Below are 25928 nucleotides of genomic sequence, written 5' to 3' on the forward strand. Positions count from 1 at the left end.
AAAAATGTGTTGCGGTTGACAACCTCTTCGCGGGCAAGCCTCGCTCCTACGGTTATTCATTGGACCTGTAGGAGCGAGGCTTGCCCGCGAAGGCGTCAATTCAGGTGCTGACTAGCTCCGCGTTGACCGGCCCCTCAGCCTTCAACGCCGGTCGATACAGAATCCAGTAATACGACCCCAGGCAAATCAGCCAGCAAAACACTGCTGTCCACACGTTGTGCGAAAAGAAGTGCGCCCCCTGCATCATCCGCCCGATGGAAAACACCGAACCCAGGGCGAAGGCAAAGACGAACGCCGCCCGGGCCAGTCGCGGGCGACGATCACGCAACACGAAAAACAGCGCGAACAGCGTGAACCCGGTGGCCGCATGGCCACCCGGCCAGCAGCGCCCTGGCTTGTCGGTCTGCGGCCGAGGGCTGAGTAGTTCACTGTAGGTTTCATGGCCGCCGAACTGTTCCAGGCTCCACGGGCATTGCACCGCCGTCACTGCTTTCATCGGCGTGACAAACGAGGTCGCCAAGCCCAGAGACAACACCAGACAACCCAGTTCCCGTTTGTACGGTTTGAGTCTGTCCATGAAAAACGAACCAATGAAACCGAGTATGGCCAGTACCGAAAACGCAATGACCACTTGCTTGGCGCGGTCATGCAGTACGGTCTCGAGGAAGTAACTGTGGCGCCCGATGAACGCCCCGGCAACCGGGTCGTAAAACAGCTTGGCCAGGGCCATGTCCAGGTTTGTCAGTTCGAGGAGCACCAGAGTCATCGCCGCAACAGCGGGAATGCCCAGGTATACCCAGAGATTGAGCGGGCGAGAAGCGGGGCGTGCAGAAATCGAAACCATGAAAATTCCCGGGTCAGTGAAATGTTCTTGAGTGCGCAGCCGCGCGGAGTTTGAGCCCGTTTCTGTCGTCAGCCCGTGAATCGATAGTGAAAAAAACGTTGAGCCCCGAATCGGCCGTTTTGTGAGGTCGAGACTGCACGCAGTCCTAGCCGTGAGCCACACTTGGCCTTAAGCTGCGCGGGCCAAGACGGCCGTAACTGTGTACGGAGAAGGTGCCCATGCGAATTTTATTGGTTGAAGACAATCGCGATATCCTCGCCAATCTGGCCGATTACCTGGGGCTCAAAGGCTATACCGTCGATTGTGCACAGGACGGTCTGTCGGGCCTGCACCTGGCCGCCACCGAGCATTACGACTTGATCGTGCTCGACATCATGCTGCCTGGCATCGACGGCTACACCTTGTGCAAGCGCCTGCGCGAAGATGCCCGGCGCGACACCCCAGTCATCATGTTGACCGCACGCGACCAACTCGACGACCGGCTGCAAGGCTTCAAGTCTGGCGCCGACGATTACCTGATCAAACCTTTCGCACTTTCGGAACTGGCGGCACGGATCGAAGCGGTCATGCGGCGTACCCAGGGCGGTGGCCGTCGTACCTTGCAAGTCGGCGACTTGAGCTACGATCTGGACACGCTGGAAGTTACCCGCGAAGGGCGGTTGCTCAAGCTCAACCCGGTGGGCCTCAAGTTGCTCGCAGTATTGATGCAGAAAAGTCCGCATGTGCTGCGCCGGGAAATTCTTGAAGAAGCGTTATGGGGCGATGACTGCCCGGACAGTGACAGCCTGCGCAGCCATGTCCATCAGTTGCGTCAGGTGATCGACAAACCGTTCGCCAAACCGTTGCTGCATACCGTGCACGGTGTCGGTTATCGCCTGGCCGAGGGCCGCGATGGAGTTTAAGCAGAGCCTTGCCCAGCGCATCATCATTGCCTTCGCACTGATGAGTGCGTTGGTCGCGGGTGCCTTCGCAATGGGCATTGTCGCCACCGTGCATCTGGTGGAAGAGAAGTTGATTTCTGCCGGATTGGGTGGCGATTTGCAGCGCCTTCTGCTCATGGACAGTGTCTCGGACTGGAGCCATCGGCCCGAGCCGGATCAGTTGTTCTATTTCAGCGGGGGGCCGGGCGATTTCGATTTGCCCAAGGATTTGCGACATCTGGACTCCGGTTTTCACGAGGTGTTTCGCGAACACCTGTCGTACCACGCGATGGTCGAAATCGTCGACGGGCGGCGTTATGTGCTGCTGCAGGACCAAAGCGATTTCGAAGAGCGTGAACGGGTGCTGTTCGCCGTTGTTCTCGTTGGCTTTGTGCTCAGCCTGGCGCTGGCGGTTTTCCTTGGCTGGGTTCTGGCGCGCAAGGTGATGGCACCTGTTGTCCGGCTGGCCCGACAGGTCCGGCACCGCGATCAGTTGCTCGGTCTGGCGCCGCCGCTGGCACCGGACTACGCGGCCGATGAAGTGGGGGAGCTGGCTGTGGCATTCGATGCGACCCTGGGGCGTCTGCGTCAGGCACTGACGCGGGAGCGACTGTTCACCAGCGATGTCAGCCACGAGTTGCGTACGCCATTGATGGTTCTGGCCAGTTCCTGCGAGTTGTTGCTCGAGAACCCTGGCATCGATCAGCGCGGTCGCGCGCAGGTCGAGCGCATCTCCCGCGCCTGTGAAGAAATGCGTGAACTGGTACAAACCTTCCTGATGCTGGCCCGGGCCCAGCGCGAAGACACGAGCATGTCCCCGCAGCAGACGCTCACTGGCGTCGCCGACGGCTTGATCGGGCAGTGGCGCGCGCCCATTGAGGCCAAAGGCTTGACGCTGATTTTTGAACCGGGTCAGCCACAGAGCATTCGATACAACGCCACGCTGCTGAATGCGGTGATGGGTAACTTGCTGCGTAACGCGCTGCACTACACTGAACAAGGGTTTATCCGATTGACCCTGACGACCAGCGGTTTTGTCGTCGAGGACAGTGGCGTGGGCATTCCCGAAGAGAAGCGTGAAGCGATGTTCGAACCGTTCGTGCGCGGCAGTGAAAAGCGCGGTGAGGGCCTGGGCTTGGGGCTGTCACTGGTGCAGCGGATCTGTGAAAACCAGGGCTGGAGCGTCAGCCTGACCAACATGGAGCCCAATGGCTGTCGTTTTCAGGTGCAGTTGCACCCCACTCCAGCAAGCTGACCGTCGGCGACAAGCAATGGAGAGCGGCCCGTGTTTTGTAAAACCTCGAAACGATTAGGGGTTTTACATGACATTTTTTTCACAAAGGCATGACCTGACGCTGACACGGTGCTACCTAATGTGGGTGCCATCAGAAGTACAGGAGAGCTCGATATGGCCGGCCCGATCAAACTGGATTTTTCCGAAAAATACGACGACCAGCACGCACAACAGTATTTGCAAAAACATCAGGATGGACTGAGTCGTAAATTATCCCATTGGCGGGATGAGCAATTGGCTCGCAAGGCGCTGACTGCGGTCGGTGAGCCTGGTCTGGTCCTCGACCTGCCCTGCGGCGCTGGACGTTTCTGGCCATTGCTGGCGGAGAAACCCAACCGCGTGATCATCGGCGCCGACAATTCGGAGTCGATGCTGAAGATAGCTACTCAAGCGCAACCGGCCGATGTGGTGAAACGGGTACAACCCTTGCACACTTCTGCATTCGACATTGCCTTGCCTGATAACGCCGTCGACAGCATTTTCTGCATGCGATTGCTCCATCACATCGGTGAGGCCGAGCATCGACTGGCAATTTTGCGCGAATTCGAGCGCGTCACCCGTGATAGCGTCATTCTTTCACTGTGGGTAGATGGCAATTTCAAGGCCTGGAAACGCAAGCGCCTGGAACGGACCCGCAATCAGCAAGGTTACCAAAACCGATTTGTGTTACCTGCTGCTTCGGTCGAACAGGAATTTGAACAAGCGGGTTTCCGAATTCAGGAACGTCTGGACTTTTTACCGCTCTATGCCATGTGGCGAGTTTACGTATTACGCAAGAGGTAACAGGATGGCAGTGCAGGTAGCAGCAGGATCGGATGATGGCTCCCAGGACCGTTTCGACTATTTCTGGAATCAGCGCGGTGAATGGGTAGAAGAGCCCAATGTTCGCCGCGGTGGAGAAAGTGGTGTGCAGCGCGTCAAGGGCAGTGATGATCAACTGCTCTACTTCAAACGCCAGACCGGGCATATCTATCGCAGCTTGCTGCACCCGTTTGGCCGGCCGACAGTGCTGCGTGAGCGCGATGCACTCATCGGCGTTGGCTCGCTCGGGGTCCTTGTTCCGCAAATTGTGTTCTGCGGCGCACAACGCGACCCCGTGCACAAATGGCGCGCCTTACTGGTAACAAAGTCACTGGATGGTTTCCAGGAAATTGAACATTGGTACGCCGACGGCGGCCGCGAGCGTCACGGTGAAGCCGTACATGATCGCGTGTTGCAGGCCTTGGCAGAAAACCTGGCCCGCATGCACAAAGGGCGTTGGCAGCATAGCTGCCTCTATATCAAACACGTATTCGTGCGGGTGACCGGCGAAGGCGAGGCGTCCAGGGTCGAGGTGGCTTTGATTGATCTGGAGAAGTGCCGCCAGCGTCTGACTTCACATCAGGCGGCTGCCCACGACATGAAGCAACTGCGCCGCCACTCGTCGTTCAGCTCAACTGACTGGAAGAAACTGGTCTACTTTTATGAGACGGCGTTTGGCAGCGCTATCAAGGGTTTATAGCAATGAAACTCGAAGTTGCGCGAGGTTTGTTTTTGATAGGAGCCTTGGCAGTCGCTTCGCTCGCGGTGGCTGCCTGGGAGCAGCCACGCACTCAAGTTCTCAGCTCAGCGAATGGCGATCATTGCCCCTTGCCACGAGTCGCCAAGACCTCCGTGGCTACACAGCCCGACCATGATTTGTTGCTGTTCATGTTCGGACTTTCTCAAGGATTGAGGCCGCAAAGTTGAAAAGTTTGAAGCCCAAATAAAAGGCCTCGCAAATGCGAGGCCTTTTATTTTCCGGTGTCTCGTCCATGACGCTTATCCAATGGGGGAGCGGTGTCAGGGTTTATCGTCTTTGGCCAGCAACGTATATACGCATGGCAACACGAACAAGGTAAACAGCGTCCCGATCGACATGCCTGTGGCGATCACCGTTCCGATGTCGAAACGGCTCACCGCCCCCGCGCCGGTGGCGATGATCAAGGGCACCATGCCAAATACCATGGCGGCAGTGGTCATCAATACCGGGCGCAGGCGAATGGCCGCTGCTTCCTCCACGGCCTCGCGTGGCGACAGGCCCTTGTCCTTGCGCAATTGGTTGGCGAATTCGACGATCAGGATCCCGTGCTTGCTGATCAACCCGATCAGCGTCACCAATCCGACCTGGGTGTAGATGTTCATGCTCGACCAGCCAAGGAACAACGGGATCAAGGCACCGCAGATCGACAGTGGCACTGTCACCAGAATCACCAGTGGGTCACGGAAGCTTTCGAACTGTGCAGCCAGCACCAGGAAAATGATTGCCAGTGCCAGGGCAAAGGTCACCCATAACGCGCTGCCTTCCTGTACGTATTGCCGCGAGGCACCGGCATAGTCGATGGCAAAGCCCACCGGCGCCTCTTCGCGGGCGATTTGCCGCACAACGTCGATAGCCTCGCCCATGCTGACCAGCGGCACACCGGACAGGATCGCCGAGTTGAGTTGCTGGAACTGGTTCAACTGCCGCGGTCGCGCACGGTCGGTCACGGTGATCAGGGTCGACAGGGCCAGCAGCTCGCCCTGGGTGTTTTTCACGTAATAGTTGTTCAGCCAGTCGGGATTGTCCCGAAACGGTCGCTCGACCTGAGCGATGACTTTGTAGCTGCGCCCCTCGATGGTGAAACGGTTGATCTCCGCTTCACCAAGCAAAGTCGCCAGTGTTCCACCCAGATCCTGCATCGACACACCCATCTGGGCAGCCTTGGCACGATCGATGTCCACCACGACTTCCGGCTTGTCGAAGGCCAGGTCGACATCGACGAATGCGAACTTGCCGGACTCCATGGCGCGCTTTTTCACCCGGTCGACCACCTGCAACAGCAGCTCGTAGTCGTTGGCGGTGTTGATGACGAACTGGAAAGGCAGCCCTTCGCCAGTGCCTGGCAGCGAGGGCAGGTTGAAACCGAAAATCTGCAAGCCGGGAATGCTTTCGAGCTTGGCCTGAACCTCGGGCAGTATCTGCATCTGCGTCCGGCTGCGCTCGTTCCACGGTTTGAGCAGAAACCCGCCGATACCCGATTGCACTCCGTTGAATCCATTGATCTGGAAGGAAGAGTAATACTCGGGGAACGCCTTGAAGATCGAAATGAATTCGTCGGTGTAGGTGTTCAGGTAATCGAGGTTGGTCGGTTGCGGGGCGTTGGCGATCATGAAAATGATGCCTTGGTCCTCGTCCGGTGCCAGTTCCGATTTGGTGAACTTGAGCAACACCGGAATCAGGCACAAAACAATGACCGCGAACACCAGCACCACGGGCCGGGTATTGAGCGTTCCGTGGAGCATGCTCTGATAGCGGCGCTTGAGGCTTTCGAAAATCAGGTCGAGGCGATGGGCCAGGCCGCTGGGGTTTTCATCGTGACGCAATAGAAAGGCGCACATCATCGGTGACAGGGTCAGGGCGACGATGCCGGAGATCACTACGGCGCCGGCCAGGGTCAGGGCAAACTCCTTGAACAATGCGCCGGTCAGCCCCGTCAGGAAGCCGATCGGCGCATACACCGCCGCGAGAGTGATGGTCATTGAAACCACCGGCATGGCGATTTCCCGGGCACCCTCTATAGCAGCGTCCCGCGGTGTCTTGCCTTCTTCGATATGGCGGTGGATGTTCTCCACCACGACGATGGCATCGTCCACCACCAGGCCGATGGCCAGCACCATCGCCAACAGCGTCAGCAGGTTGATCGAGTAACCCATCATCTGCATGAAGAACATCACGCCGATCATCGACAACGGAATGGTGACCACCGGGATCACCACCGAGCGCAGTGCACCGAGAAACAGGAACACCACGACGATCACGATCAGGACCGCTTCGAACAGGGTTTTCACCACTTCATCGATAGAGGCCTGAATGAACAGCGTGGCATCGTAGGCAATTTCACCCTTGAGGTTTGGCGGCAACTGGGCTTCAAGATCCGGCATGATCTTGCGCACTTCCTTGATCACATCCAGCGGGTTGGCACCGGGCGTGGCCTTGATGCCGATATACACCGAGGGCGTACCGCCAAAGGAACTGATGGTGTCGTAGTTTTCGGCGCCCATCTCGACCCGGGCGACATCGCGCAGCAGTACGCGACTGTCGCCATCGACCTTGAGCGCAATCGCAGAAAAGGCTTCGGCGGACTTGAGCTCAGTGCTGGCGTTGATGCTGGTGACCACGTACTCGCCCTTCACCTCGCCAGCGGCGGACAGGAAGTTGTACTGGCGCACGGCGTTGGTCACGTCGCTGGCCGTCAGACCGAAACCGGCGAGTTTCACCGGGTCAAGCCACAGGCGCATGGCGAACACCTGGTTGCCGAGAATCTCGGCTTCGGCCATGCCGGGCAGGGTCGCGAGTTTCGGCTGGATCACCCGTGACAGGTAGTCGGTGATCTGCGGGTTGCTCAACTCCTTGCTGAAAAAGCTGATGTACATCAGCGCCGAGGCATCGGCGGCTTCCTTGCTCAGGACCGGGTCTTCAGCGTCCTGGGGCAATTGGTTCTTCACCTCGTTGGCCTTGGCCAGCAGTTCGGTGAACAGTCGGTCGCTGTTGGCACCGATGCGCGCGTAGATCGAGATCACCGAAAAGTTCTGGCGACTGACCGAGGTCATGTAGTCGATACCCTCGGCGCTGGCCAGGCTTTGCTGCATCGGCTGGGTGATATAGCCCTGGATGGTTTCGGCGTTGGCCCCGGGGTACGCCGTGGTCACCGTGATCAGGGCGTTTTCCATTTGCGGGTATTGGCGTAGCGGCAACTTGCTCCAGGCCTGGAAGCCCAGCAGCACGATCAGCAGGCTGACCACGGTGGCGAGCACCGGGCGGCGGATGAACGGATCAGTAAAAGCCATTGGGGGTTCCTTGATCAGTCAGCGCGAGGCTGACTGTTCTTTTCGGCCAGGGTCTTGTCATCGCTGATGGCGATGCGCGCGCCATTGTCGAGTTTGATCTGGCCAGCCGTGACAATCGGTTCACCGTTCTGCACGCCTTTGGTGATGATCACCATTGCATCGCGCCGTTCGCCGGTTTCGACAAAGCGCCGTTCTGCGATCAGGATCGGCTGGCCCTTGTCGTCCTTTTCCACGCTGCCGTCTTCGGCTTTTTTCTGGGTTACGACATAGACCGAATTGCCATAGAGCGTGTAGGTGATCGCGCTTTCCGGTACGACGATGCGTGGCTGCGGGTCGGGCAATATGACCTGCAGGCTGGCGAACATCCCCGGCAGCAGCTTGCCATCGGGGTTGGCCAGGGTGGCCCGGACCTGCACGTTGCGCGTGCTGTTCTCGACTTTGGGGTTGATTGCACTGATGGTGCCGGGGAATTCTTCTGTGGGGAACGCCGCGACAATGAGCTGCACCGGTTGACCGACGGCGATCTTCGGTACCGACTGTTCGGGAACGAAGAAATCGACATACAGACTGCTGAGGTCCTGCAGGGTGGCGATCATGGTGCCTGTGGCCACGTAGTCGCCGACGTCCACCTGACGAATGCCGATGGTGCCGCTGAAGGGGGCGAGGATGCTTTTTTTGCCGAGTGCAGCCCTGAGTTGGTTGACCGTGGCCTTGCTCTTTTTCAGTACCGCCGAGAGGCGGTCGAATTCACCTTTGGAAATGGCCTGGCTGCCTACCAGTTGGCTACCGCGACCGTAATCGACCTGAGCCAGCCCAAGGTCGGCCTGGGCGGTTTCAAGCAGAGCGCTTTCCACGGCGCTGTCGAGCCGCAGGAGCAGTTGGCCGGCCTTGACCTTCTGTCCTGATTCGAACTGCAGGTCCACAACAGTGCCATCGGTCTCCAGGCTCAGGTCCACGCCTTGCAGTGCCTTGAGCGTGCCGATGGTGGGCAGGCGTGCCTGCCATGGCCGTTCGGTTGCCTTGGCCACGGCAACGCTGATCGGTGGTTTTGGCGCGGAGAAACCTTGAATCATCGTGTAGATGGAGAAGGCTTTATATCCGGCCAGGACCAGCACGATCAGCAGAACAACACCCAACATGATCAGCATGCGGCGACGCAGCATATTCCAGTTCCTTGGAGAAAATCAGGTGAGACAGTGGGCACATTACCGCGACTGGGAAGGGTAATCCAACTGCCAGTTTTTACAGGTTGTGAGGTATTGGAGAGGTGATGTCGTGAAAAGATCGTCCGGGAGCGGCCCCAGCCATCGGACGATCTTTTGACGTAATTACGCCATCAGATGCAGATGGTTGTCCCAGAGCCCTGCCGGCAGCTCCAACGGTTTTGCAACCAGCTCTGTCTGGCGGCAATCGTAGTAACGGCAGCGGCCCTGGCCAGAGGTCACGACAAACCCGTCGGCGACCGCGCCAACGCCAGCGCAATCGGCAAGCGGTGCATCCAGGCGCACTTCGCCGCTGTCCAGGTCCCAGATGAAAAAGCGGTTGCCCCGTGGCGCAGTCAAGGCCACCAATCGCAGGTCACTGTGCACCGCGACACTGGCGGTGTAATGCCCCATGGCCTGTAACTGGTGCTCCGGCACCGGGAACGCCACGAACGGTTGGCCGGGGCGCTTGATTGCCAGCAGCTCCGACGATTCATGAGCCGCGCCCATGAACTGCTGACCGGCAACGATGGTGCCGTCGCTGGCGATGCCCAGGTGGCGCACGCTGTTCATCTGCTGGCCGAGGGTTTCCTTGCTCAACAGCGTGCCGTCGCGTTGCATCAGCACCAGGCTTGGTTCCATGGCGTCGAGATTCATCTCGACCCGGCTTTCCGCTTCGGTGCGAATCCCGCCGTTGGCCACCACCAGGGTTTCGCCATCGGGCATCCACGACACTTGATGCGGGCCGATGCCATGGGTGGAGATCTCGCCGCGGTGCACCAGTCGCTCGCCTTCGAACTTATACACACCCAGCAAGCCGCGACCCGGATCAGTGGTGTCGTTTTCGGTGGCATACAGCCAGTCACCGCTGTGGTGAATCACCGCGTGACCGTAGAAGTGCCGATTCGGTTGTGATGTCAGCGTTTGCAGCAAAGTCCCGTCGCGCAGGTCGATCAGGTAGCTCTCGGTGCCCGGGCGACGGGCGACGAACAGCGCAATCGACAACGTCGGGTGGTTGATGATGTCGTGGCAACGCTGGCCGACCTGGGTGGCAAACACCCGGGTGCCGTCCAGCCGATACCCGACGGCGTAGTGCTTGCCGTCGGTATCGTCCCGCGCCGAGAGGAGCAGCGGGCTGGCGTCTTTGTGCTTGAACAGCTTCCAGCCGCCCAGTGTCACCGCACCCAGCAACAAACTTCCTAACGTCAGAGCCTGGCGTCGCAGCATGGCACTTGCCCTCATCAGTCACCGTCGTTGGCGTTGAAGCCCAGTTGGATGCCCAGCGCCTTGGCCAGTTCGCCTTCGTGCAGGCGATGGACAACGTTGAGGCTGTCGTAGATATCGTTGAGTTGCTGGCGACCGGCGTCGTCGTTGAGCATTTCGGTCAGCGAGCGCTGGTTGCTGGCGAACAGTTTCAACGAAGCGGCATAGGCGGCGTCGATCTTGTCGGCCAATGGCTTCTGATCGCTTGGCAACAGGCTGCGCAAGCCCTTGTTGTCGACGCCTTCCCAGACTGTTTTGGCAGCGGCCAGGCTTGCCTCAAGGCCGGCCAGGGAAGATTGGCTGCGCCATGCATCGGCCTGGAACGGTTGCGGAACACCCTTGGTCTGGCGCCCCATTGGCGTGCCGAGTTTTTTCTTCAGGCTGTCGAGTGCGGTGACCTGCACGCGCAACAGATCGGCAATCGCTTCATGGGAATCGGCGTAACGCTGGTTCGGGAACTTGCTCATTTGCGCGAGCATGCCGTCAGTGTTGTTCCAGCTTTTCAGAATCTCTTCGGCCAGTTGTTTCTGACGCTCGCCAATGGCGATCAACAGCGGGCAATACTTGGTCTTCTGCTCGGCGTTGGCCACATCTGGCTTGCTGTCGAACAGAATGTATTCGTAGGCCGACAGGCCTTGCACCACGACGCTGGACTTGGTCAGTGCCGCTGCATCGATTTGCGGCTGTGCCGTGATCAGTTGCTCGACTTGGCGGCCGACCAGGTTTTTCTTGTCCGGCCAGAACTGCACTTGCCATGCACGATTGCCTTCAGCCAGCGGCCCGATCAACAGCGGTTGCAGCTCGGCCCAGGCTTTTTGTGCGTGCAGGAAGTCGGCGCGGGCAGTTTCCAGTGTTTCCTTGCCTTCGCAGTAGGCCAGCGCGCTGACAGCCAGTTGGCGGTCGGCTTCTACCCAGCGGGTGTAGGTCGGCAGGATCACCGATTTGGCGATGGCTGCCGACGTGACCGCTTGAGGGTCCTGAGGCGAACAGGCGCCCAACGCTAGTGCGGCCAGGCTGGTGAACAACAATTTGGGACGAAACATGTCGGGCTCCCGCAGATCGAATGCGTATTAAAGTGAATTCAAAAACGCCAGCAACGCGGCGCGCTGCTCGGCATTGAAAGACAAAACCTGTTGCTGCGCCGCGGTTGCTTCGCCGCCATGCCAGAGCACGGCTTCGAGCAGATTGCGAGCGCGGCCGTCATGCAAATACTGGGTATGGCCGCTGACCGCTTGCGTCAATCCAATGCCCCACAACGGCGGCGTGCGCCAGTCGCGGCCACTGGCCTGGAATTCGCTGCGGTTGTCGGCCAGGCCGTCGCCCATGTCATGCAGCAGCAGATCGCTGTAAGGGCGAATCACTTGATTGGCCAGTTCAGGTTCGGCGGCGTTGGCGGCGGTGGTGTATTTCGGCGTATGGCAGGACTGGCATCCCGCCTGATAGAACAAATTCTTGCCGGCCAGCACTTCAGCAGCGTTGACATCACGGCGGGCCGGAACGGCGAGGTTGCGAGTGTAGAACAGCACCAAGCGCAGGATGTTGTCGCTGACTTCCGGCTCGCCATCTACGCCGTTGCCATTCGGCGCCTGTTGGCAGGCGGTTTGCCCGTCGGTGCAGTCATCAAAGGGTCTGAGGCTGGTCGTGAGACCCATGTCACCGGAAAACGCGTGAACATTCTGCTGATTGAGATTCGGTTGCCCGGCTTTCCAGCCAAATCGCCCGAGTACGGTTTTCTGTTGCGCGTCATCCCAGACCCGGTTCGGGCGTCCGGCGATACCGTCCCCGGCTTTGGCTTGAGCCTCGGCGTTGGACAGGATTGCCTCCTCGGGGATTGCTTCAAGCAGGCCCAGGCCGATCATTGGCGGCGCGACCCGTGCCGAGAAACGTGTGTCGGGGTGCATCGGGCCGTAATTCAACTGGGTGATGTTGAGGCTCGGCTTGCGCAACTCGACTTCGGTGCCGTCTTTGAATTGCACCTTTACCGGTGTGTAGTCGACCCGCACCTTGCCCTCGGGGGCGACACCGGGCACGGCCATGTCCTGGAACTGCCCGCCGTAGACCGGCTCCGGCACGACACCCAGTTGCTCGATGACTTTGGCATAAGCCGGGGTGTCGGGAATCGACAGGCGCACCAGCATCGATACGGCATTCGAAGCGTCAGGTTCGGGCGGGTGACCGCGACCGTCCTTGATGTGGCAGCCCTGGCAGGCATTGGTGTTGAACAGAGGACCCAGACCATCACGGGCTGTCGTGGTCGACGGCGCAATCACCCAAGGGTTGCGGAAGAAGCTGTTGCCGACGCTGAAATCCACACGCCGTGAAGGTGGCAGGTTGGCCGAGGGCAGGGAAAATGCGTTTTGATCAGTCTTGCGTACGGTGGCACTACCGCCGGAGCGGGCTTCACCGGGTTCGGCCTCGGTAAACCGCGGGGCGTCATCGCAGGCACTCAGGCCCAGGGCCAGAAACAGTGCGGACAAGCGAAGAGGCAGCGAGGGCATCAGACATCCTGCAAGACGAGCAAAACAAGGGCGCAAAGTCTAACAGGGGATAAGAGTTTGAATAAGAGGAATTATCGTTTGGTTGATGTAGCGCACTGATCGTTCCCACGCTCTGCGTGGGAATGCCTCTACGGACGCTCCGCGTTCGGCTCTGGATGGGACGCGGAGCGTCCCGGGCTGCATTCCCACGCAGAGCGTGGGAATGATCGGCACTCAAAAAACAGGTATGGAAAAGGCGACCCGAAGGTCGCCTTTCATTCAGCCAGCGTTGATCAGAATTCGTGATCAGCGTTGTCCGGGTTCAGGTCGCTGATACCCAGTTTGCCGGCAGCCGCTTCGATCGAACCGGTCTGCTTGACCAGCGAAGCGATGGCATCGCGAACGATCTGGTTGCCTGCGGCGTTGCCGGCAGCGATCAACTGGTCGTAGTGCTCACCCTTGTTGGCGTGGTCAACGATGACCTGCATCTTGGCTTCGGTAGCGGCCAGGTCGGCTTTCAACGCGGTGTCGGCAGCCGGGTCTGCCTTGGCCACCAGCGACGACAGGCTGGCGCCGGTCATTTTGGTGCCATCGACGCGGGTGTATTCGCCCAGGTACACGTTCCGAATGCCCTTGGCATCGTAGAACTGCGAATTGTGGGTGTTGTCGCTGAAGCAGTCGTGTTCGTCTTCCGGAGAGTTGGCTTCCAGGGACACCTTCATGCGCTCGCCCGCCAGTTCGCCGAGGGACAGGCTGCCCATGCCGAACAGCATTTTGCGCAGGCCGGTTTCAGCCGGTTCGGCTTCCAGGGTGGCGCGGTAGTTGTCGGCCACGTTCGGCTTCCAGTTGCCGACCATTTCTTCGAGGTCGCTGACCAGCAGCTGGGTCACTGCCTTCAGGTACGCGCGGCGGCGCTCGTTGTGACCGCCGGTTGCGCCTTTGCCTTCCAGATAGTCGGAAGCCGGACGGTTGCCGGCACCAGGGCCGGTGCCGTTCAGGTCCTGGCCCCAGAGCAGGAATTCGATGGCGTGGTAGCCGGTGGCGACGTTGGCCTCGGAACCGCCCAGCTCGTTCAGGCTGGCCAGTTTTTCCGGGGTGATGTCTTTGACGTCGATCTTGTCTTCGCCGACCTGAACCTGGGTGTTGGCGATGATGTTGGCAGTGGCGCCCGGGTTACCCAGGGCGTGCTCGTAGGATTTGTCGACGTAGTCGATCAGGCCTTCGTCCAGTGGCCAGGCATTCACCTGACCTTCCCAGTCGTCGATGATGGTGTTGCCGAAACGGAACACTTCGCTCTGCAGGTAAGGAACGCGAGCTGCGATCCAGGCGGCCTTGGCGGCTTTCAGGGTGTCGGCGTTCGGCTTGGCGAGGAACGCGTCGATGGCGGTTTGCAGGGTTTTCGCGGTGGATTCGGCATCGCTGTAAACGGCGAAAACGATGTCGGCGTAGTGCGCGACAACGGCTTTGGCGGCGGCTTCGTCGACTTTACCGGCAGCGGCAGGCGCAGCGGCTGGAGCAGCCGGGGTAGCAGCAGTGCTGGCAGCCGGCGCAGGTGCGACAGCTTTTTCTTTGTCCTTGCCTTCACCGCAACCGGCGAGGGAAATTGCGATGGCCAACAGACTGGCGGTAGCCAGAGGCATACGAATCATGGCGAACATCCTGCTTCGAGAGGGAGGTGATAAGGCGCTGTGAGAGCGCAAAACTGCGACATAATGCAAATCTTTCGCATTATGTGTAAAGGGTTGTGCTTGGAAATATTTCTTATTCACATGACTCAATGCCGGGCGCCAGCGGGAGCAAGCTCCCTCGCCACGGGTTCAGAGGATCGCGGCGTTACTGCGCTGGGCCTGCTTCAGGTACGCACCCAATTCCCGTGCCGGCAGGGGTTTGCTGTAGTGATAGCCCTGACCTTCGTGACAACCTTCGGAAATGATGTAGGCCTCCTGTTCGGCCGTTTCCACGCCCTCGGCGATGACTTGCATGCCCAGGCTCTTGCCCAGCTGGATGATCGCGCGAACGATCGTCGCGTCATCGTCGTCATCGAGCAGGTCCTGGACGAAACTCTTGTCGATCTTGATCTTGTCCAACGGCAGGCTTTTCAGATAGCTAAGTGACGAGTAGCCCGTACCGAAGTCGTCAATCGCAATCAGTGCACCCGAGCGCCGCAGGCTTAGCAAATGCTGGGCGGCGGTGCTGATGTCTTCCATCAGGCCGGTTTCGGTGACTTCCAGTTCCAGGCTGCGCGGCGGCAGGCGGTACATCTGCAGCAGATTGTTCACCACCCTTGGCAGCTCGGCGTGGTGCAACTGCACGGTGGACAGGTTCACGGCCATGCGCAGGTCGCTGAAACCCTGATCGTGCCAGTCGCGCAGCTGCTTGCAAGCCTGGTCCAGAACCCATTCGCCGATGGCGATGATGGTGCCGTTCTGCTCGGCCAGCGGGATGAACAGGTCCGGCGGCACCAGCCCGTGTTCCGGGTGCTGCCAGCGAATCAGTGCTTCGACGCCAACCACGCGATGATCCCGATAGCTGATTTGCGGCTGATAGACCAGGTAGAACTGTTCGCGGGCCAAAGCATCGCGCAGGTCTTTTTCCAACTCGCGACGGCGGCGCATCTCGGTGTCAACGCTGGCGATATAAAACTGGTAACGATTGCGCGAGCGGGTCTTGGCCAGGGTCATGGTCTGCTCGGCTTTTTGCAGCAGCTTCTCGGTGCTGTCGCCGTCTTCGGGGAATAGCGTGATGCCGATGGTGGCGCGCAGGCGAATTTCCTGATGATCGAGGGCAAACGCCGCTTCCAGGTCATCGAGAATGCTCTGGGCCAGCTCGGCGGCTTCGTAGGGTTGTTCGATATCGGCCTGCACCAGGGCGAACTGGTCGCCCCCGAGACGGGCGAGGGCGCCGAGGCGTCCACTGTGTGCGCGCAGGCGATCGGCCAGGGCCAGCAGTAACTGGTCGCCGGTCTGGTAGCTGAATTGTTCGTTGATACCTTTGAAATCGTCCAGCCCGACACACAGCACCGCGACCCGGCGTTGAAGCTTGCCAGCGTCGACGAGGATCTTGTCCAGTTGCGTTTGCAGCTGCTGTCGGTTCGGCAGGCCGGTGAGGAAGTCATACTGGGCCATGCGCAGCAGGCTGTTTTCCGCTTCGTGGCGCAGATGGGTGTTGCGCTCGATGGACTCCAGCAACTGGTTCGCCGTGTTGATCCAGATGCCTAGCTCGTTTTTTTCATGGCCCTTGAGCTGCGGAATCTTGTGTTCGCTGGGGCGATCGGGATTGATTTCGGTCAAATGCTCGATGATCCGCGACAAAGGCTTGGTCAGCAGCCAGTGATAAACCAGGTACAGCACCAGCCCCATCGCCAGGGCACGCAGTACACCGGAAATGAAAATGATCACCGAACTGACGATAAAACCCTGGCCATAGGTGGCCGTGTCGAGGGTGATGCTCAGGTCGCCGTAATACTCACTGTAAGGACCACGACCGACCAATTGAGTGGTGAAGGTGCGTTCCTTGCCGAGGATCACGTCGGTCAGCCAGCGGCTGTTGGAATGCTGCAATTCGCGTGATTTTTGCGCGAGCATGGCTTCGTTGGGATGACCGATGGAAGCCTGGCGAACGGCATCGTCCTGAAACAGGCCTTCGATCACCTGCATGCCCATTTCCCGGTCCAGGCTATAGACGGCCTGGGTCGAAGGGTCGCGGAACATGTCGAGAATGCGTTGGGCATCCCCGGCAACGGCCTGGCGGGTCTTATAGGCATCGAAAACAATCTGCGCGCAGCTCAAGACCACACCGACGATCAATGCCGACAGGAGCACGACCCGGAGCAACTTCACCGACAAGCTGTTCTTGAGTTCCAGCTTCAAAGGGTTATTCCTTGTTCCGTGCGGGTAGCATCAAGTTGCCATGAGTATTGGCAATCTCGTGATGGCAGTCAAAGGGACAATCATCCGTGAGGGATTTTGCCTGCAGCTTGGCCGATTTGCTGTGCCTGGATTATTGATCCGATGGGTACTGTGTCGGTAGTTGGGTCCTTCAACTTGAGGGAAAGTGGGGATTTTTTCCTTTCATTGATGTTAGACCGGTGTGGCTTTGGGGCAAGGGGGTGATAGCGGGTTTCTTCGTGGGAAAACTCCGATCCCTGTAGGAGCGAGCCTGCATACGCCACGCAACCTGTGGGAGCTGGCTTGCCAGCGATGGCGCCCTGCCAGCCAACCAATCTCCAGCAGATGTACCCCATAAAAAAACCCGGCTAAAAAGCCGGGTTCTTTTGTCTGGCATCGAGCTTAAGCGGTGAAGGTTTTGCCTTCGAACTGCTCAGCCACGAATTTCCAGTTGACCAGGTTCCAGAACGCTTCAACGTACTTCGGACGCAGGTTGCGGTAGTCGATGTAGTAAGCGTGTTCCCAGACGTCGCAGGTCAGCAGCGGTGTGTCGCCGCTGGTCAGCGGGTTGCCGGCGCCGATGGTGCTGGCCAGGGCCAGGGAACCGTCAGCCTTTTTCACCAGCCAGCCCCAGCCGGAACCGAAGGTGCCGATGGACGTCTTGCTGAACTCTTCCTTGAACTTGTCGAACGAACCGAAAGCCGCGTTGATTGCGTCAGCCAGTGCGCCGGTTGGTTGACCGCCAGCGTTTGGCGCCAGGCAGTTCCAGTAGAAAGTGTGGTTCCAGACCTGAGCGGCGTTGTTGAAGATGCCGCCCGAAGAAGTCTTGACGATTTCTTCCAGGGTCTTGCCTTCGAACTCGGTGCCTGGCACCAGGTTGTTCAGGTTCACGACGTAGGTGTTGTGGTGCTTGTCGTGGTGATATTCCAGAGTTTCCTTGGAAATGTGCGGCTGCAGAGCATCATGTGCGTAAGGCAGTGGCGGCAATTCGAAAGCCATGGTGGATCTCCTAATCAGGTCAGGTGCGGTGAGCGCAAGGCCGATCACGGGCGGCCAGACAAGCGCCGGGGAGTTTTACACTCTTTGCGGCGCAGGGTCGGGATCATAGCACCGGGGGTGCGGCATAACCACGCAACAACTGTGTGGAATAGAGGTTCCAGAGCCGTTTGGAATAAATCAGCCGGCCATGATCAATTGCAGCGCTACTGCAAACATCATCACGGCCACCAACAGATCGAGGATTCGCCAGGTGCTCGGTCTGGCCAGCCATGGAGCGAGCCAGGCGGCGCCTAATGCCAAGGTGAAAAACCACAGCAGCGACGCACTCGCGGCCCCCACCACATAAGCACCAGGCTCGGTTTGTTGTGCACCGAGGGAGCCGATCAGTAAAACGGTGTCCAGATACACATGCGGGTTGAGCAACGTCACCGCCAGAGCGCTGAGCATCACCGCGCGCAGTGAGCGCACAGTCTGGTTTTCACCCTGTTGCAGGCTTTGCTTCGAAAAGGCACGGCGCAGTGCCTGACTGCCATACCACAGCAAAAACACCGCGCCGCCCCAACGGGCAATCGCCAGCAATGTCGGATTTTGTGCCAGGACCGTCGCCAGTCCGAACACCCCGGCCGCCACCAGTAGCGCGTCGCAGGCCACACACAGGGCCGCGACCGGGAGGTGATGTTCCCTGCGCAAACTTTGCGCCAGCACAAACGCATTCTGCGTGCCGATCGCCATGATCAGGCCGAACGCCACCAACAGACCGTTCATATAGCTTTGCCACATGATTGCTTACTCCCCGTTGGCAGCCAGATTGCGCAGCACTTCCAGCGCGCGTTCAGCGTCGGCCTGGCCGACGAACAAGTGGTCGTGGTAGTAACCGGCGATTACGTTGCAGCTGATCCCGGCCTTGCCCAACGCTGTGGCGAATGCGGCTGTCAGGCCGACGGCTTCCAGGGCCGAGTGCACGTTCAGGGTGATCCAGGCCGCGACGTAGTCGAAGCTCAAACCGGTCTGCTCGGCGTGGCTACGTTCGACAATGACTGTCAGGCCTTCCTGTTCACGGAAGCTGCCAATGATGTCCAACCCCGTCGGCAACTGCCCGTCGGGCAGGGTGCAGAACACGTATTCGCCAGCGTTTAATTGCGGACTCATGCTGCGCAGTAACGTTGCCAATGAAGTTTCGCCAGCCATGTCGGTATTTCCTGTTCATCAGTTCTTGCTGGTCATTCTCGGGCACGACGCTGTATAAGAAAAACCAATATTGCTGATCGCTCATTAGGAGAAATGATGTTCGACTACAAATTGCTGTCCGCTTTGGCGGCGGTGGTCGAGCAGGCCGGTTTTGAACGGGCTGCGCAAGTGTTGGGGTTGTCGCAATCGGCCATTTCCCAGCGCATCAAATTGCTCGAAGCACGAGTAGGTCAACCGGTACTGGTTCGGGCTACGCCGCCATCCCCGACCGAGATCGGGCGGCGCTTGCTCAACCATGTGCAGCAGGTACGTCTGCTTGAACGGGATCTGCAAAGCCTGGTACCGGCATTGGATGAAGAAGGTTTGCCGGAGCGTTTGCGCATTGCCTTGAATGCCGACAGTCTGGCCACCTGGTGGGCGCAGGCGGTAGGGGATTTCTGCGCGCAACAACATGTGTTGCTGGACCTGATCGTTGAAGACCAGACCGTCGGCCTCAAACGGATGCGTGCCGGCGAAGTGGCGGGGTGTCTGTGTGCCAGTGAGCGACCGGTGGCCGGTGCGCGCAGTGTTTTGCTCGGGGCGATGCGTTATCGCGCCCTGGCCAGCCCGGCGTTCATTGCCCGACATTTCCCGCAAGGTGTACGCGCCGACCAGTTGGCGCGAACCCCGGCACTGGTTTTCGGCCCTGACGACTTTCTGCAGCATCGATATCTGGCATCCCTCGGCGTCGATGGCGGCTTCGAACATCATTTATGCCCGTCATCTGAAGGCTTTATCCGTCTGACCGAGGCCGGACTCGGCTGGGGGCTGGTGCCGGAACTGCAGGTCCGCGAACAACTGGAGCGCGGTGTTTTACGGGAGCTTTTGCCAGATAAGCCGATCGATGTGCCGCTGTACTGGCATCATTGGCGTAATGGTGGTCAGTTGCTGGGATTGCTGACCGATCAGTTGGTGCTGGCATCCAGGCAATGGTTGGTGCCGTTGGACTGATGTTCAACGTCAAGACTTCACGCAATACGCAAAACGAAATATTCGGAGCAATACATGAAGATTCTGGTCACCGGCGCAAGCGGCTTCATTGGCGGGCGCTTTGCGCGTTTCGCCCTGGAGCAGGGCCTGGACGTGCGGGTCAACGGTCGCCGGGCCGAGGGTGTGGAGCATCTGGTGCGCCGTGGCGCCGAGTTCATCCAGGGTGATCTCGGCGATCCGCAATTGACCCGGGAGCTGTGCGCCGACGTTGAAGCCGTGGTGCATTGCGCCGGCGCCGTCGGTGTGTGGGGACGTTATCAGGACTTTCACCAAGGCAATGTCCAGGTTACCGAAAATGTGGTCGAGGCCTGCCTTAAACAACGGGTAAGACGCTTGGTGCACTTGTCGTCGCCATCGATCTACTTCGATGGTCGCGATCATTTGGGTTTGACCGAAGAACAAGTGCCCAAACGCTTCAAACATCCGTATGCCGCCACCAAATACCTGGCTGAGCAAAAGGTGTTCGGCGCCCAGGAATTCGGCCTCGAAACCGTGGCGCTGCGCCCGCGTTTCGTCACCGGTGCCGGTGACATGAGCATCTTTCCGCGCCTGTTGAAAATGCAGCGCAAGGGACGTCTGGCGATTATTGGCAACGGTCTGAACGTGGCTGACTTCACCAGTGTGCAAAACCTCAACGAAGCGTTGCTCAGCAGTTTGCTGGCCGGGGGCTCGGCCCTGGGCAAGGTCTACAACATCAGCAACGGCGCGCCAGTGCCCCTGTGGGATGTGGTCAATTACGTCATGCGCAAAATGGAAGTCCCACAGGTTACGCGCTACCGTTCCTACGGTTTGGCCTACAGCGTTGCGGCGCTGAACGAAGGCGTATGCAAGTTATGGCCAGGTCGCCCCGAGCCGACCTTGTCGCGGCTGGGCATGCAAGTGATGAAGAAAAATTTCACCCTGGACATCAGTCGCGCCCGGCATTATCTGGATTACGACCCGAAGGTCAGCCTGTGGACTGCCCTTGATGAATTCTGCGGCTGGTGGAAAGCCCAGGACATCCGCACACACTGAACCGGCTACGGTGTCGAGGGTCAATCGGTGCGGCAGTGGGGGTTATACTCGCCGCATCCACGCCATTGCGTTTCACAAAGGTTGACTCAATGTCCATGCGTAACGATGCCAACGACGACTTCGATGATGTACCGAGCCTGCGTGCAGGCGTCCTCGATGACGATGATTTTCCAGCCACAACCCGCACCTCGGTTCATTCGCGCACACCGCCCGTGGTCAAGGTCAAGGCAGCAAGTACCGGCCCGTTGTGGGCACTGGTGGGCGCCTTGTTCTTTGCCTTCGCGGGCCTGGCCTGGTGGAGCTTTCAGCAGATTTCGCTGATGGAGCAGCAACTGGTGGCCACCCAGGAAAGTTTCGCGCGCATCAGTGAGGAAGCGGCAGGGCGCCTGCAGGACATTTCCGGCAAAGTGGTCGCCAGTCAGACCAACGTCACCTCCGACAGCGAAGCCTTGAAGCTGCAAATCAAGCAGCTGGAGAGCAAGTTGCAGGATCAGAGCAAGCAGCAACAAGGCGTGGTCGGTCAAACCTCGGACCTGGACAAGCGTCTGGCGCAGATGACCGCGCAAACCAGCGATCTGGACAAGCGTCTGGCGCAGATCACCACCCAGAGCGCTGAGCACCAGACCGTCAATACGCAATTGCAAGCCCAGGTCAAAGTCTTGATCGGCGATGTGGCCGCGCTGAAGAGCGCCACGGCTGACACGGGGCAATTCGAAGCCCAGCTGAAAAGTATCGGCGCCGATATCACTGCATTGAAAAAGCAAGGCAACCCGAACGCCGCCATCGACAGCCTGGAACAGGACATCATCGTGCTCAAGAGTCAGCAGGACAACCGTCCGGCGCAAGGCTCGACCAACACAGCGGAATTCGATGCTTTCCGCACCCAGGTCACCCGCAACATCAACACACTGCAAGCGCAGATCCAGAACCTGCAACAGCAATTGCGCGCCCGACAGTAAGCCTTGAATCATTCCCGGGCGGACCGGGAATGATTTCCTTACACACTGCGATCCGCTGAATATCCATACATGCCCGATTGCCGTCTACGCTCTTGAAACATCAACAGGAACGAGGGATGCGCAATGGGGTTTGTGCAAAGGTTCGCCGTGCTGTGCTTCATGCTTGTGCTGGGCCTGGCTCAGGCGCAAGCGGCCGGAACAGAAAAGGACGACAGCAAGGCCGCCATCGCCTTGCTGGAAAAAGCCTTGGCCTATTACCACGAGAACGGTGACAAGGCCTTTGCGGCGTTCAGCCGTCAAGGTGAGTTCGTCGATAAAGACCGTTATGTGTTCGTCCTCGACACCAAAGGCGTGATGCTCGCCAGCGGCGGTCCGTCTTCGGCCCTGATTGGCCGGGACGTCTCGGAAACGCTTGGGCCGGAGTTGCAGGCAGCCTTCAAGGAAGCCCTCAAGGTGCCGGAAGGCAATGGTATTCAACAGGCGGAATATCGTTGGCAGAACTGGGCCGACGGCAAGGTCGAGCGCAAACACGTGTATTACCAGCGAGTCGGCCAGCGGATTCTCGCGGTGGGATACTACCTGCCACGGGCGTCAGCGGAACAGGCCATGGCCTTGCTGAACAAAGCGGCAACCGACCTGGCCAAGGACGAGAAGGGCACGCTGACGGCGATCAATTCCCTCAAGGGCGGATACCTGCAGGATGACCTGTATGTGTTCGTCGTCGATCTGGATACCCAGCGTTATGTCGCCCACGGCACCAACCTGCGCTTGATCAACACCGATTTCAGCAAAATCAAGGACCCTGAAGGCAAACCCGTGGGAGAACCGATCCTGGCGCTCATGCCCAAGCAGGATTATGGCGAATACGAATATCGCTGGAAAAACCCGGTGACTGGCAAGATCGAGGACAAGCACGCCTACCTGAAGAAGGTCGGACATTTTCTGGTGGCTGTCGGGTATTACAGCCCATGATGTGTATGTAGGAGCGAGCTTGCTCGTGAAGGTGGTGAACGATATCGCGCGAACCCGGATGCCCTGCGGCGTTCTTGGCTTTTTTCGCGAGCAGGCTCGCTCCTACAGGCATTTAACGAACCTTGTCTTCCCTGCCCCGCAACAACTTGTTCGGCATGGCTATTGCCGCTGCCAACCCCAGCAGCGACACGGCAGCGCTGACCATCAGCAATTGGCGGAAGGTCAACAGCAGTTCGGCACGCAATGCGTCCTGCGCATCCCCCGGTGCCGCGTTCAGACCGTCCAGCAGTACGTTGCCGGAATGCCCTTCGGCAATCAGCGCCGACCCGGCCAGGTGCGCGAAGCTTGAATCCTGCAGCAGCGCCAGTAGCAGTGCCGACATCATGGCCACGCCCACCGCGCCCCCAAGCGAGCGAAACAGGTTGGTGGTGCTGGTCGCTACGCCGATGTCCCGTTGTTCCACCGAGTTTTGGGTGCCCACCAGCGAAGTCGGAAACTGCATGCCCGAGGCGATCCCGCTCAACAGCATGCACAGGCTGCTCAGCACGAACGCTTGAGGCGGACTGAAGGCCATGCCCAGAATCGAAATCGGCATCAGCACGGCGCCAGCGAGGATCATGGGTTTATAGCGGCCCGTGATTGAGGTCCTGCGACCGGCGAAATAGGCACCAATCGGCAAGCCCATCGCCAGCGGCAGCAGGTGCAGCGCGGCGCTGTCTGCGCCGGCACCGGTGACGCTCTGGAAACGCAGCGGCATCAGCACGATCAACGAGATCGCCTGGAAACTGGTGAAGAAAATCGTGCACCAACACAGAACCGCATTGCGGTTGGCGAACAAATGCATGGGCAATAGCGGCTCCCGTGCCCGTCGTTCATGCATCACAAACAACCCCAGCACCAGCACTGAGCAAGCCAGTAACCCCAACACCTCGGCGCTACGCCATGAATGGCCCTGGCCGACCTGGGTGATGCCCAGTAATAACGCCGTCAGGCCAATGATCATCAGCACAGTGCCGAGGTAATCGATGATGGGTTTGCGTTGCGGAATCGGCAGGCCGACCAGTGTGCGATTGGCCACCAGCCACGCACCGAGGCCCAATGGCAGGTTGATCAGGAACACCCAGCGCCAGGACAAATACTCCGTCATGTAGCCGCCGAGCACGGGGCCGGCGACGCTGGCCACCGCATACATGCTGCTGAAGTAACCCTGATAGCGACCGCGTTCGCGCGGTGGCACGATGTCGCCGATGATTGCCTGGCTCACCGAGATCATTCCGCCGGCGCCGATGCCCTGGAAAATCCGCGCCAACACCAGTTGCTCCATGCTCTGGGCCATGCCGCAAAACAATGATGCCAGGGTGAACAGGCCCATGCCGAACAGCATCAACTTGCGCCGCCCGTACAGATCCCCGAGTTTGCCGTAGATCGGCACCGCCACGGTCATCGCCACCATGTAGCCGGAAATCACCCACGCCAGCAGGCTGACATCCTTGAATTGCGCGGAAATGGCCGGCATCGATACCGCGACGATGGTCTGGTCCAGCGCCCCCAGAAAAATTGCCAGCATCAGGGCGATCAGCACACTGCGGATCGCCGGTTTGGGCATTTCAGGCTGGTTGAGATGGGTCACGGGAAAACCTGCGGGCAGTGATTGACCCGCAGAGGCATGGCGAGCGGGTGAGTGCTCGCCAGTTTAAATCGATAGCAGCCTATTCGATAGCCTCGTAGGGAAGCCCGACATAGTTTTCTGCAATGGTTTTTCGCCCGGCCTCGGAATCGACGAAGTAATCCAGCTCCGACTCGGCGATGCGCTGGCTGAATGCATCGTGATCGTCGAAACGGTGCAGCATCGAGGTCATCCACCAGGAAAATCGCTCGGCTTTCCACACCCGACGCAGGCAGATTTGCGAGTATTTCTCGAGAAAGTCGAGGCGATCTTCGCGATAAACCTTGAGCAGGATATTGAACAACGTACTGACGTCACTGGCCGCCAGATTCAAACCTTTGGCACCGGTGGGGGGGACGATGTGCGCGGCATCGCCGACCAAAAACATCCGGCCGTACTGCATGGGTTCGACCACGAAGCTGCGCAGCGGCGCGATGCTTTTTTCGATGGACGGACCGGTCACCAGCTTCTGCGCCAAGGTCTGCGGCAGGCGGGTTTTGAGTTCGTCCCAGAAGCGTTGATCGGACCAGTTCTCGACCTGTTCATCGGCCGGGACTTGCAGGTAATAACGAGTGCGCGTGGCCGAACGCATGCTGCACAGGGCAAAACCACGTTCGTGGCGGGCGTAGACCAGTTCTTCGTGTACTGGCGGGGTGTCGGCCAGTATTCCCAGCCAACCGAACGGATAGACCCGCTCGAAGACTTTCAGGCTATCGCTGGGAATCGATTGACGGGCGACACCATGGAAGCCATCGCAGCCGGCGATATACGCGCAATCGAGGCGATAGGTTTCGCCATTCTTTTCAAAAGTGATGAAGGGCTCATCGGTTTTCATGCCGTGGGGAACGACATTGCTCGCTTCATAAATTGTCTGCGCCCCCGCGACCTGACGAGCGGCCATCAGGTCACGTGTAACCTCGGTCTGGCCGTAGATCATTACGGTTTTACCACCGGTGAGGGCCTGCAGGTCAATGTGCACCTGACGCCCATCGAGGGCCAGTTCGAAGCCGCCATGGACCAACCCCTCGGCGTCCATGCGCTTGCTCACACCGGCCTGGCGCAACAGCTCTACCATGCCTTGTTCGAGGACTCCGGCACGGATGCGACCGAGGACATAGTCCGGGGTCTGACGTTCGAGGATAAGGGTGTCGATTCCGGCGTTGTGCAGCAACTGGCCGAGTAGCAGACCGGAAGGGCCAGCACCAATAATGGCAACTTGAGTTTTCAGCGTTTTCATTGTTTTTATGACTCGCAAGCTTCACGCGGCCAGAGCCGCTGAATGATTTTATGGATCGAGTGCTTGCATTTTTCTCTCGCGGGTCTGTCAATTGAAGGTGAAAACTGAGCTGATACCTGTTCATTTTGC

22 protein-coding genes are annotated in these 25928 nt (G+C 59.1%); 9 read left to right on the forward strand and 13 right to left on the reverse strand.

Features of this window, described 5'->3' with window-relative positions:
• Positions 1 to 100: 100 nt before the first annotated feature.
• Positions 101 to 844, reverse strand: coding sequence for a phosphatase PAP2 family protein (locus tag D8U69_RS01485; RefSeq protein WP_130906538.1), 744 nt, complete (start codon positions 842 to 844; stop codon positions 101 to 103).
• A 218-nt stretch (positions 845 to 1062) separates the two neighbouring features.
• On the opposite strand from D8U69_RS01485, the gene colR reads away from it, so the two are divergent.
• The 5 genes from colR (at position 1063) to D8U69_RS01510 (ending at position 4786) form a co-directional block, all read left to right on the forward strand.
• Complete coding sequence (gene colR, locus D8U69_RS01490) at positions 1063 to 1746, forward strand: two-component system response regulator ColR (protein ID WP_056852733.1); 684 nt, start codon at positions 1063 to 1065, stop codon at positions 1744 to 1746.
• Complete coding sequence (locus tag D8U69_RS01495) at positions 1736 to 3019, forward strand: HAMP domain-containing sensor histidine kinase (protein ID WP_130905937.1); 1284 nt, start codon at positions 1736 to 1738, stop codon at positions 3017 to 3019. The genes colR and D8U69_RS01495 overlap by 11 nt, the downstream gene beginning before the upstream one ends.
• 153 nt (positions 3020 to 3172) lie before the next feature.
• Positions 3173 to 3841, forward strand: a complete 669-nt coding sequence (locus D8U69_RS01500) for a class I SAM-dependent methyltransferase (RefSeq protein ID WP_130906539.1) — start codon at positions 3173 to 3175, stop codon at positions 3839 to 3841.
• A 4-nt stretch (positions 3842 to 3845) separates the two neighbouring features.
• Positions 3846 to 4559 carry a lipopolysaccharide kinase InaA family protein gene (locus D8U69_RS01505; RefSeq protein WP_056852730.1) on the forward strand — a complete coding sequence of 238 codons (714 nt, stop codon included), beginning with the start codon at positions 3846 to 3848 and terminating at the stop codon, positions 4557 to 4559.
• A 2-nt stretch (positions 4560 to 4561) separates the two neighbouring features.
• Entirely contained in the window at positions 4562 to 4786 is a 225-nt protein-coding gene (locus tag D8U69_RS01510) for a hypothetical protein (RefSeq protein ID WP_082557526.1), read from the forward strand.
• A 93-nt stretch (positions 4787 to 4879) separates the two neighbouring features.
• Here the strand turns inward: D8U69_RS01510 and D8U69_RS01515 are convergent, their stop codons facing one another.
• The 10 genes from D8U69_RS01515 to D8U69_RS01560 form a co-directional block, all read right to left on the reverse strand.
• On the reverse strand, positions 4880 to 7906 hold the full coding sequence (locus D8U69_RS01515) for a multidrug efflux RND transporter permease subunit (RefSeq protein ID WP_130905936.1): 3027 nt from the start codon (positions 7904 to 7906) through the stop codon (positions 4880 to 4882).
• Positions 7907 to 7920: 14 nt separating this feature from the next.
• Positions 7921 to 9069, reverse strand: a complete 1149-nt coding sequence (locus D8U69_RS01520; protein ID WP_130906540.1) for an efflux RND transporter periplasmic adaptor subunit — start codon at positions 9067 to 9069, stop codon at positions 7921 to 7923.
• Positions 9070 to 9234: 165 nt separating this feature from the next.
• On the reverse strand, positions 9235 to 10335 hold the full coding sequence (locus tag D8U69_RS01525; protein ID WP_130906541.1) for a DUF1513 domain-containing protein: 1101 nt from the start codon (positions 10333 to 10335) through the stop codon (positions 9235 to 9237).
• Between the two features lie 14 nt (positions 10336 to 10349).
• Positions 10350 to 11414 (reverse strand): imelysin family protein, encoded by a 1065-nt coding sequence (locus D8U69_RS01530; protein WP_130906542.1) that lies wholly within the window; start codon positions 11412 to 11414, stop codon positions 10350 to 10352.
• A 27-nt stretch (positions 11415 to 11441) separates the two neighbouring features.
• Entirely contained in the window at positions 11442 to 12869 is a 1428-nt protein-coding gene (locus D8U69_RS01535) for a di-heme oxidoredictase family protein (RefSeq protein ID WP_130906543.1), read from the reverse strand.
• A 272-nt stretch (positions 12870 to 13141) separates the two neighbouring features.
• Positions 13142 to 14497 carry an imelysin family protein gene (locus tag D8U69_RS01540; RefSeq protein ID WP_056852724.1) on the reverse strand — a complete coding sequence of 452 codons (1356 nt, stop codon included), beginning with the start codon at positions 14495 to 14497 and terminating at the stop codon, positions 13142 to 13144.
• 168 nt (positions 14498 to 14665) lie between these two features.
• Positions 14666 to 16717 (reverse strand): bifunctional diguanylate cyclase/phosphodiesterase, encoded by a 2052-nt coding sequence (locus tag D8U69_RS01545; RefSeq protein ID WP_056852723.1) that lies wholly within the window; start codon positions 16715 to 16717, stop codon positions 14666 to 14668.
• Between the two features lie 420 nt (positions 16718 to 17137).
• Positions 17138 to 17734 carry a Fe-Mn family superoxide dismutase gene (locus D8U69_RS01550; protein ID WP_056852722.1) on the reverse strand — a complete coding sequence of 199 codons (597 nt, stop codon included), beginning with the start codon at positions 17732 to 17734 and terminating at the stop codon, positions 17138 to 17140.
• Positions 17735 to 17911: 177 nt separating this feature from the next.
• Positions 17912 to 18514 (reverse strand): LysE/ArgO family amino acid transporter, encoded by a 603-nt coding sequence (locus D8U69_RS01555; RefSeq protein WP_056852721.1) that lies wholly within the window; start codon positions 18512 to 18514, stop codon positions 17912 to 17914.
• A gap of 6 nt (positions 18515 to 18520) precedes the next feature.
• The gene (locus D8U69_RS01560) at positions 18521 to 18922 is read right to left on the reverse strand and encodes an ACT domain-containing protein (protein ID WP_130905930.1); all 402 of its coding nucleotides are present in this window, start codon (positions 18920 to 18922) and stop codon (positions 18521 to 18523) included.
• 96 nt (positions 18923 to 19018) lie between these two features.
• Between D8U69_RS01560 and D8U69_RS01565 the strand changes: the two genes are divergently transcribed.
• The 4 genes from D8U69_RS01565 to D8U69_RS01580 all read left to right on the forward strand — a co-directional run bounded on the left by D8U69_RS01565 (position 19019) and on the right by D8U69_RS01580 (position 22896).
• Positions 19019 to 19912 carry a LysR family transcriptional regulator ArgP gene (locus tag D8U69_RS01565; protein ID WP_056852719.1) on the forward strand — a complete coding sequence of 298 codons (894 nt, stop codon included), beginning with the start codon at positions 19019 to 19021 and terminating at the stop codon, positions 19910 to 19912.
• 54 nt (positions 19913 to 19966) lie between these two features.
• Positions 19967 to 20965: an NAD(P)-dependent oxidoreductase gene (locus D8U69_RS01570; RefSeq protein ID WP_130906544.1), complete on the forward strand. Its 999-nt coding sequence runs from the start codon at positions 19967 to 19969 to the stop codon at positions 20963 to 20965.
• Positions 20966 to 21054: 89 nt separating this feature from the next.
• Positions 21055 to 21924, forward strand: coding sequence for an ATPase (locus D8U69_RS01575; protein WP_130905928.1), 870 nt, complete (start codon positions 21055 to 21057; stop codon positions 21922 to 21924).
• Between the two features lie 123 nt (positions 21925 to 22047).
• Complete coding sequence (locus D8U69_RS01580) at positions 22048 to 22896, forward strand: cache domain-containing protein (protein ID WP_130906545.1); 849 nt, start codon at positions 22048 to 22050, stop codon at positions 22894 to 22896.
• Between the two features lie 112 nt (positions 22897 to 23008).
• Here D8U69_RS01580 and D8U69_RS01585 read toward each other — a convergent pair whose 3' ends face one another.
• Positions 23009 to 24526, reverse strand: a complete 1518-nt coding sequence (locus tag D8U69_RS01585) for an MDR family MFS transporter (RefSeq protein ID WP_130906546.1) — start codon at positions 24524 to 24526, stop codon at positions 23009 to 23011.
• A gap of 79 nt (positions 24527 to 24605) precedes the next feature.
• Positions 24606 to 25799 (reverse strand): 4-hydroxybenzoate 3-monooxygenase, encoded by a 1194-nt coding sequence (gene pobA / locus D8U69_RS01590; RefSeq protein WP_130906547.1) that lies wholly within the window; start codon positions 25797 to 25799, stop codon positions 24606 to 24608.
• Between the last annotated feature and the right edge of the window lie 129 nt (positions 25800 to 25928).

Origin of the sequence: Pseudomonas sp. Sample_16 (assembly GCF_004307665.1) — a bacterium.
Lineage (GTDB): Bacteria > Pseudomonadota > Gammaproteobacteria > Pseudomonadales > Pseudomonadaceae > Aquipseudomonas.

Coding starts and splice junctions, on each gene's coding strand:
- D8U69_RS01485 (WP_130906538.1), bottom strand. CDS start 844: ATGGTTTCGATTTCTGCACGCCCCGCTTCTCGCCCGCTCAATCTCTGG.
- colR (WP_056852733.1), top strand. CDS start 1,063: ATGCGAATTTTATTGGTTGAAGACAATCGCGATATCCTCGCCAATCTG.
- D8U69_RS01495 (WP_130905937.1), top strand. CDS start 1,736: ATGGAGTTTAAGCAGAGCCTTGCCCAGCGCATCATCATTGCCTTCGCA.
- D8U69_RS01500 (WP_130906539.1), top strand. CDS start 3,173: ATGGCCGGCCCGATCAAACTGGATTTTTCCGAAAAATACGACGACCAG.
- D8U69_RS01505 (WP_056852730.1), top strand. CDS start 3,846: ATGGCAGTGCAGGTAGCAGCAGGATCGGATGATGGCTCCCAGGACCGT.
- D8U69_RS01510 (WP_082557526.1), top strand. CDS start 4,562: ATGAAACTCGAAGTTGCGCGAGGTTTGTTTTTGATAGGAGCCTTGGCA.
- D8U69_RS01515 (WP_130905936.1), bottom strand. CDS start 7,906: ATGGCTTTTACTGATCCGTTCATCCGCCGCCCGGTGCTCGCCACCGTG.
- D8U69_RS01520 (WP_130906540.1), bottom strand. CDS start 9,069: ATGCTGCGTCGCCGCATGCTGATCATGTTGGGTGTTGTTCTGCTGATC.
- D8U69_RS01525 (WP_130906541.1), bottom strand. CDS start 10,335: ATGCTGCGACGCCAGGCTCTGACGTTAGGAAGTTTGTTGCTGGGTGCG.
- D8U69_RS01530 (WP_130906542.1), bottom strand. CDS start 11,414: ATGTTTCGTCCCAAATTGTTGTTCACCAGCCTGGCCGCACTAGCGTTG.
- D8U69_RS01535 (WP_130906543.1), bottom strand. CDS start 12,869: ATGCCCTCGCTGCCTCTTCGCTTGTCCGCACTGTTTCTGGCCCTGGGC.
- D8U69_RS01540 (WP_056852724.1), bottom strand. CDS start 14,497: ATGATTCGTATGCCTCTGGCTACCGCCAGTCTGTTGGCCATCGCAATT.
- D8U69_RS01550 (WP_056852722.1), bottom strand. CDS start 17,734: ATGGCTTTCGAATTGCCGCCACTGCCTTACGCACATGATGCTCTGCAG.
- D8U69_RS01555 (WP_056852721.1), bottom strand. CDS start 18,514: ATGTGGCAAAGCTATATGAACGGTCTGTTGGTGGCGTTCGGCCTGATC.
- D8U69_RS01560 (WP_130905930.1), bottom strand. CDS start 18,922: ATGGCTGGCGAAACTTCATTGGCAACGTTACTGCGCAGCATGAGTCCG.
- D8U69_RS01565 (WP_056852719.1), top strand. CDS start 19,019: ATGTTCGACTACAAATTGCTGTCCGCTTTGGCGGCGGTGGTCGAGCAG.
- D8U69_RS01570 (WP_130906544.1), top strand. CDS start 19,967: ATGAAGATTCTGGTCACCGGCGCAAGCGGCTTCATTGGCGGGCGCTTT.
- D8U69_RS01575 (WP_130905928.1), top strand. CDS start 21,055: ATGTCCATGCGTAACGATGCCAACGACGACTTCGATGATGTACCGAGC.
- D8U69_RS01580 (WP_130906545.1), top strand. CDS start 22,048: ATGGGGTTTGTGCAAAGGTTCGCCGTGCTGTGCTTCATGCTTGTGCTG.
- pobA (WP_130906547.1), bottom strand. CDS start 25,799: ATGAAAACGCTGAAAACTCAAGTTGCCATTATTGGTGCTGGCCCTTCC.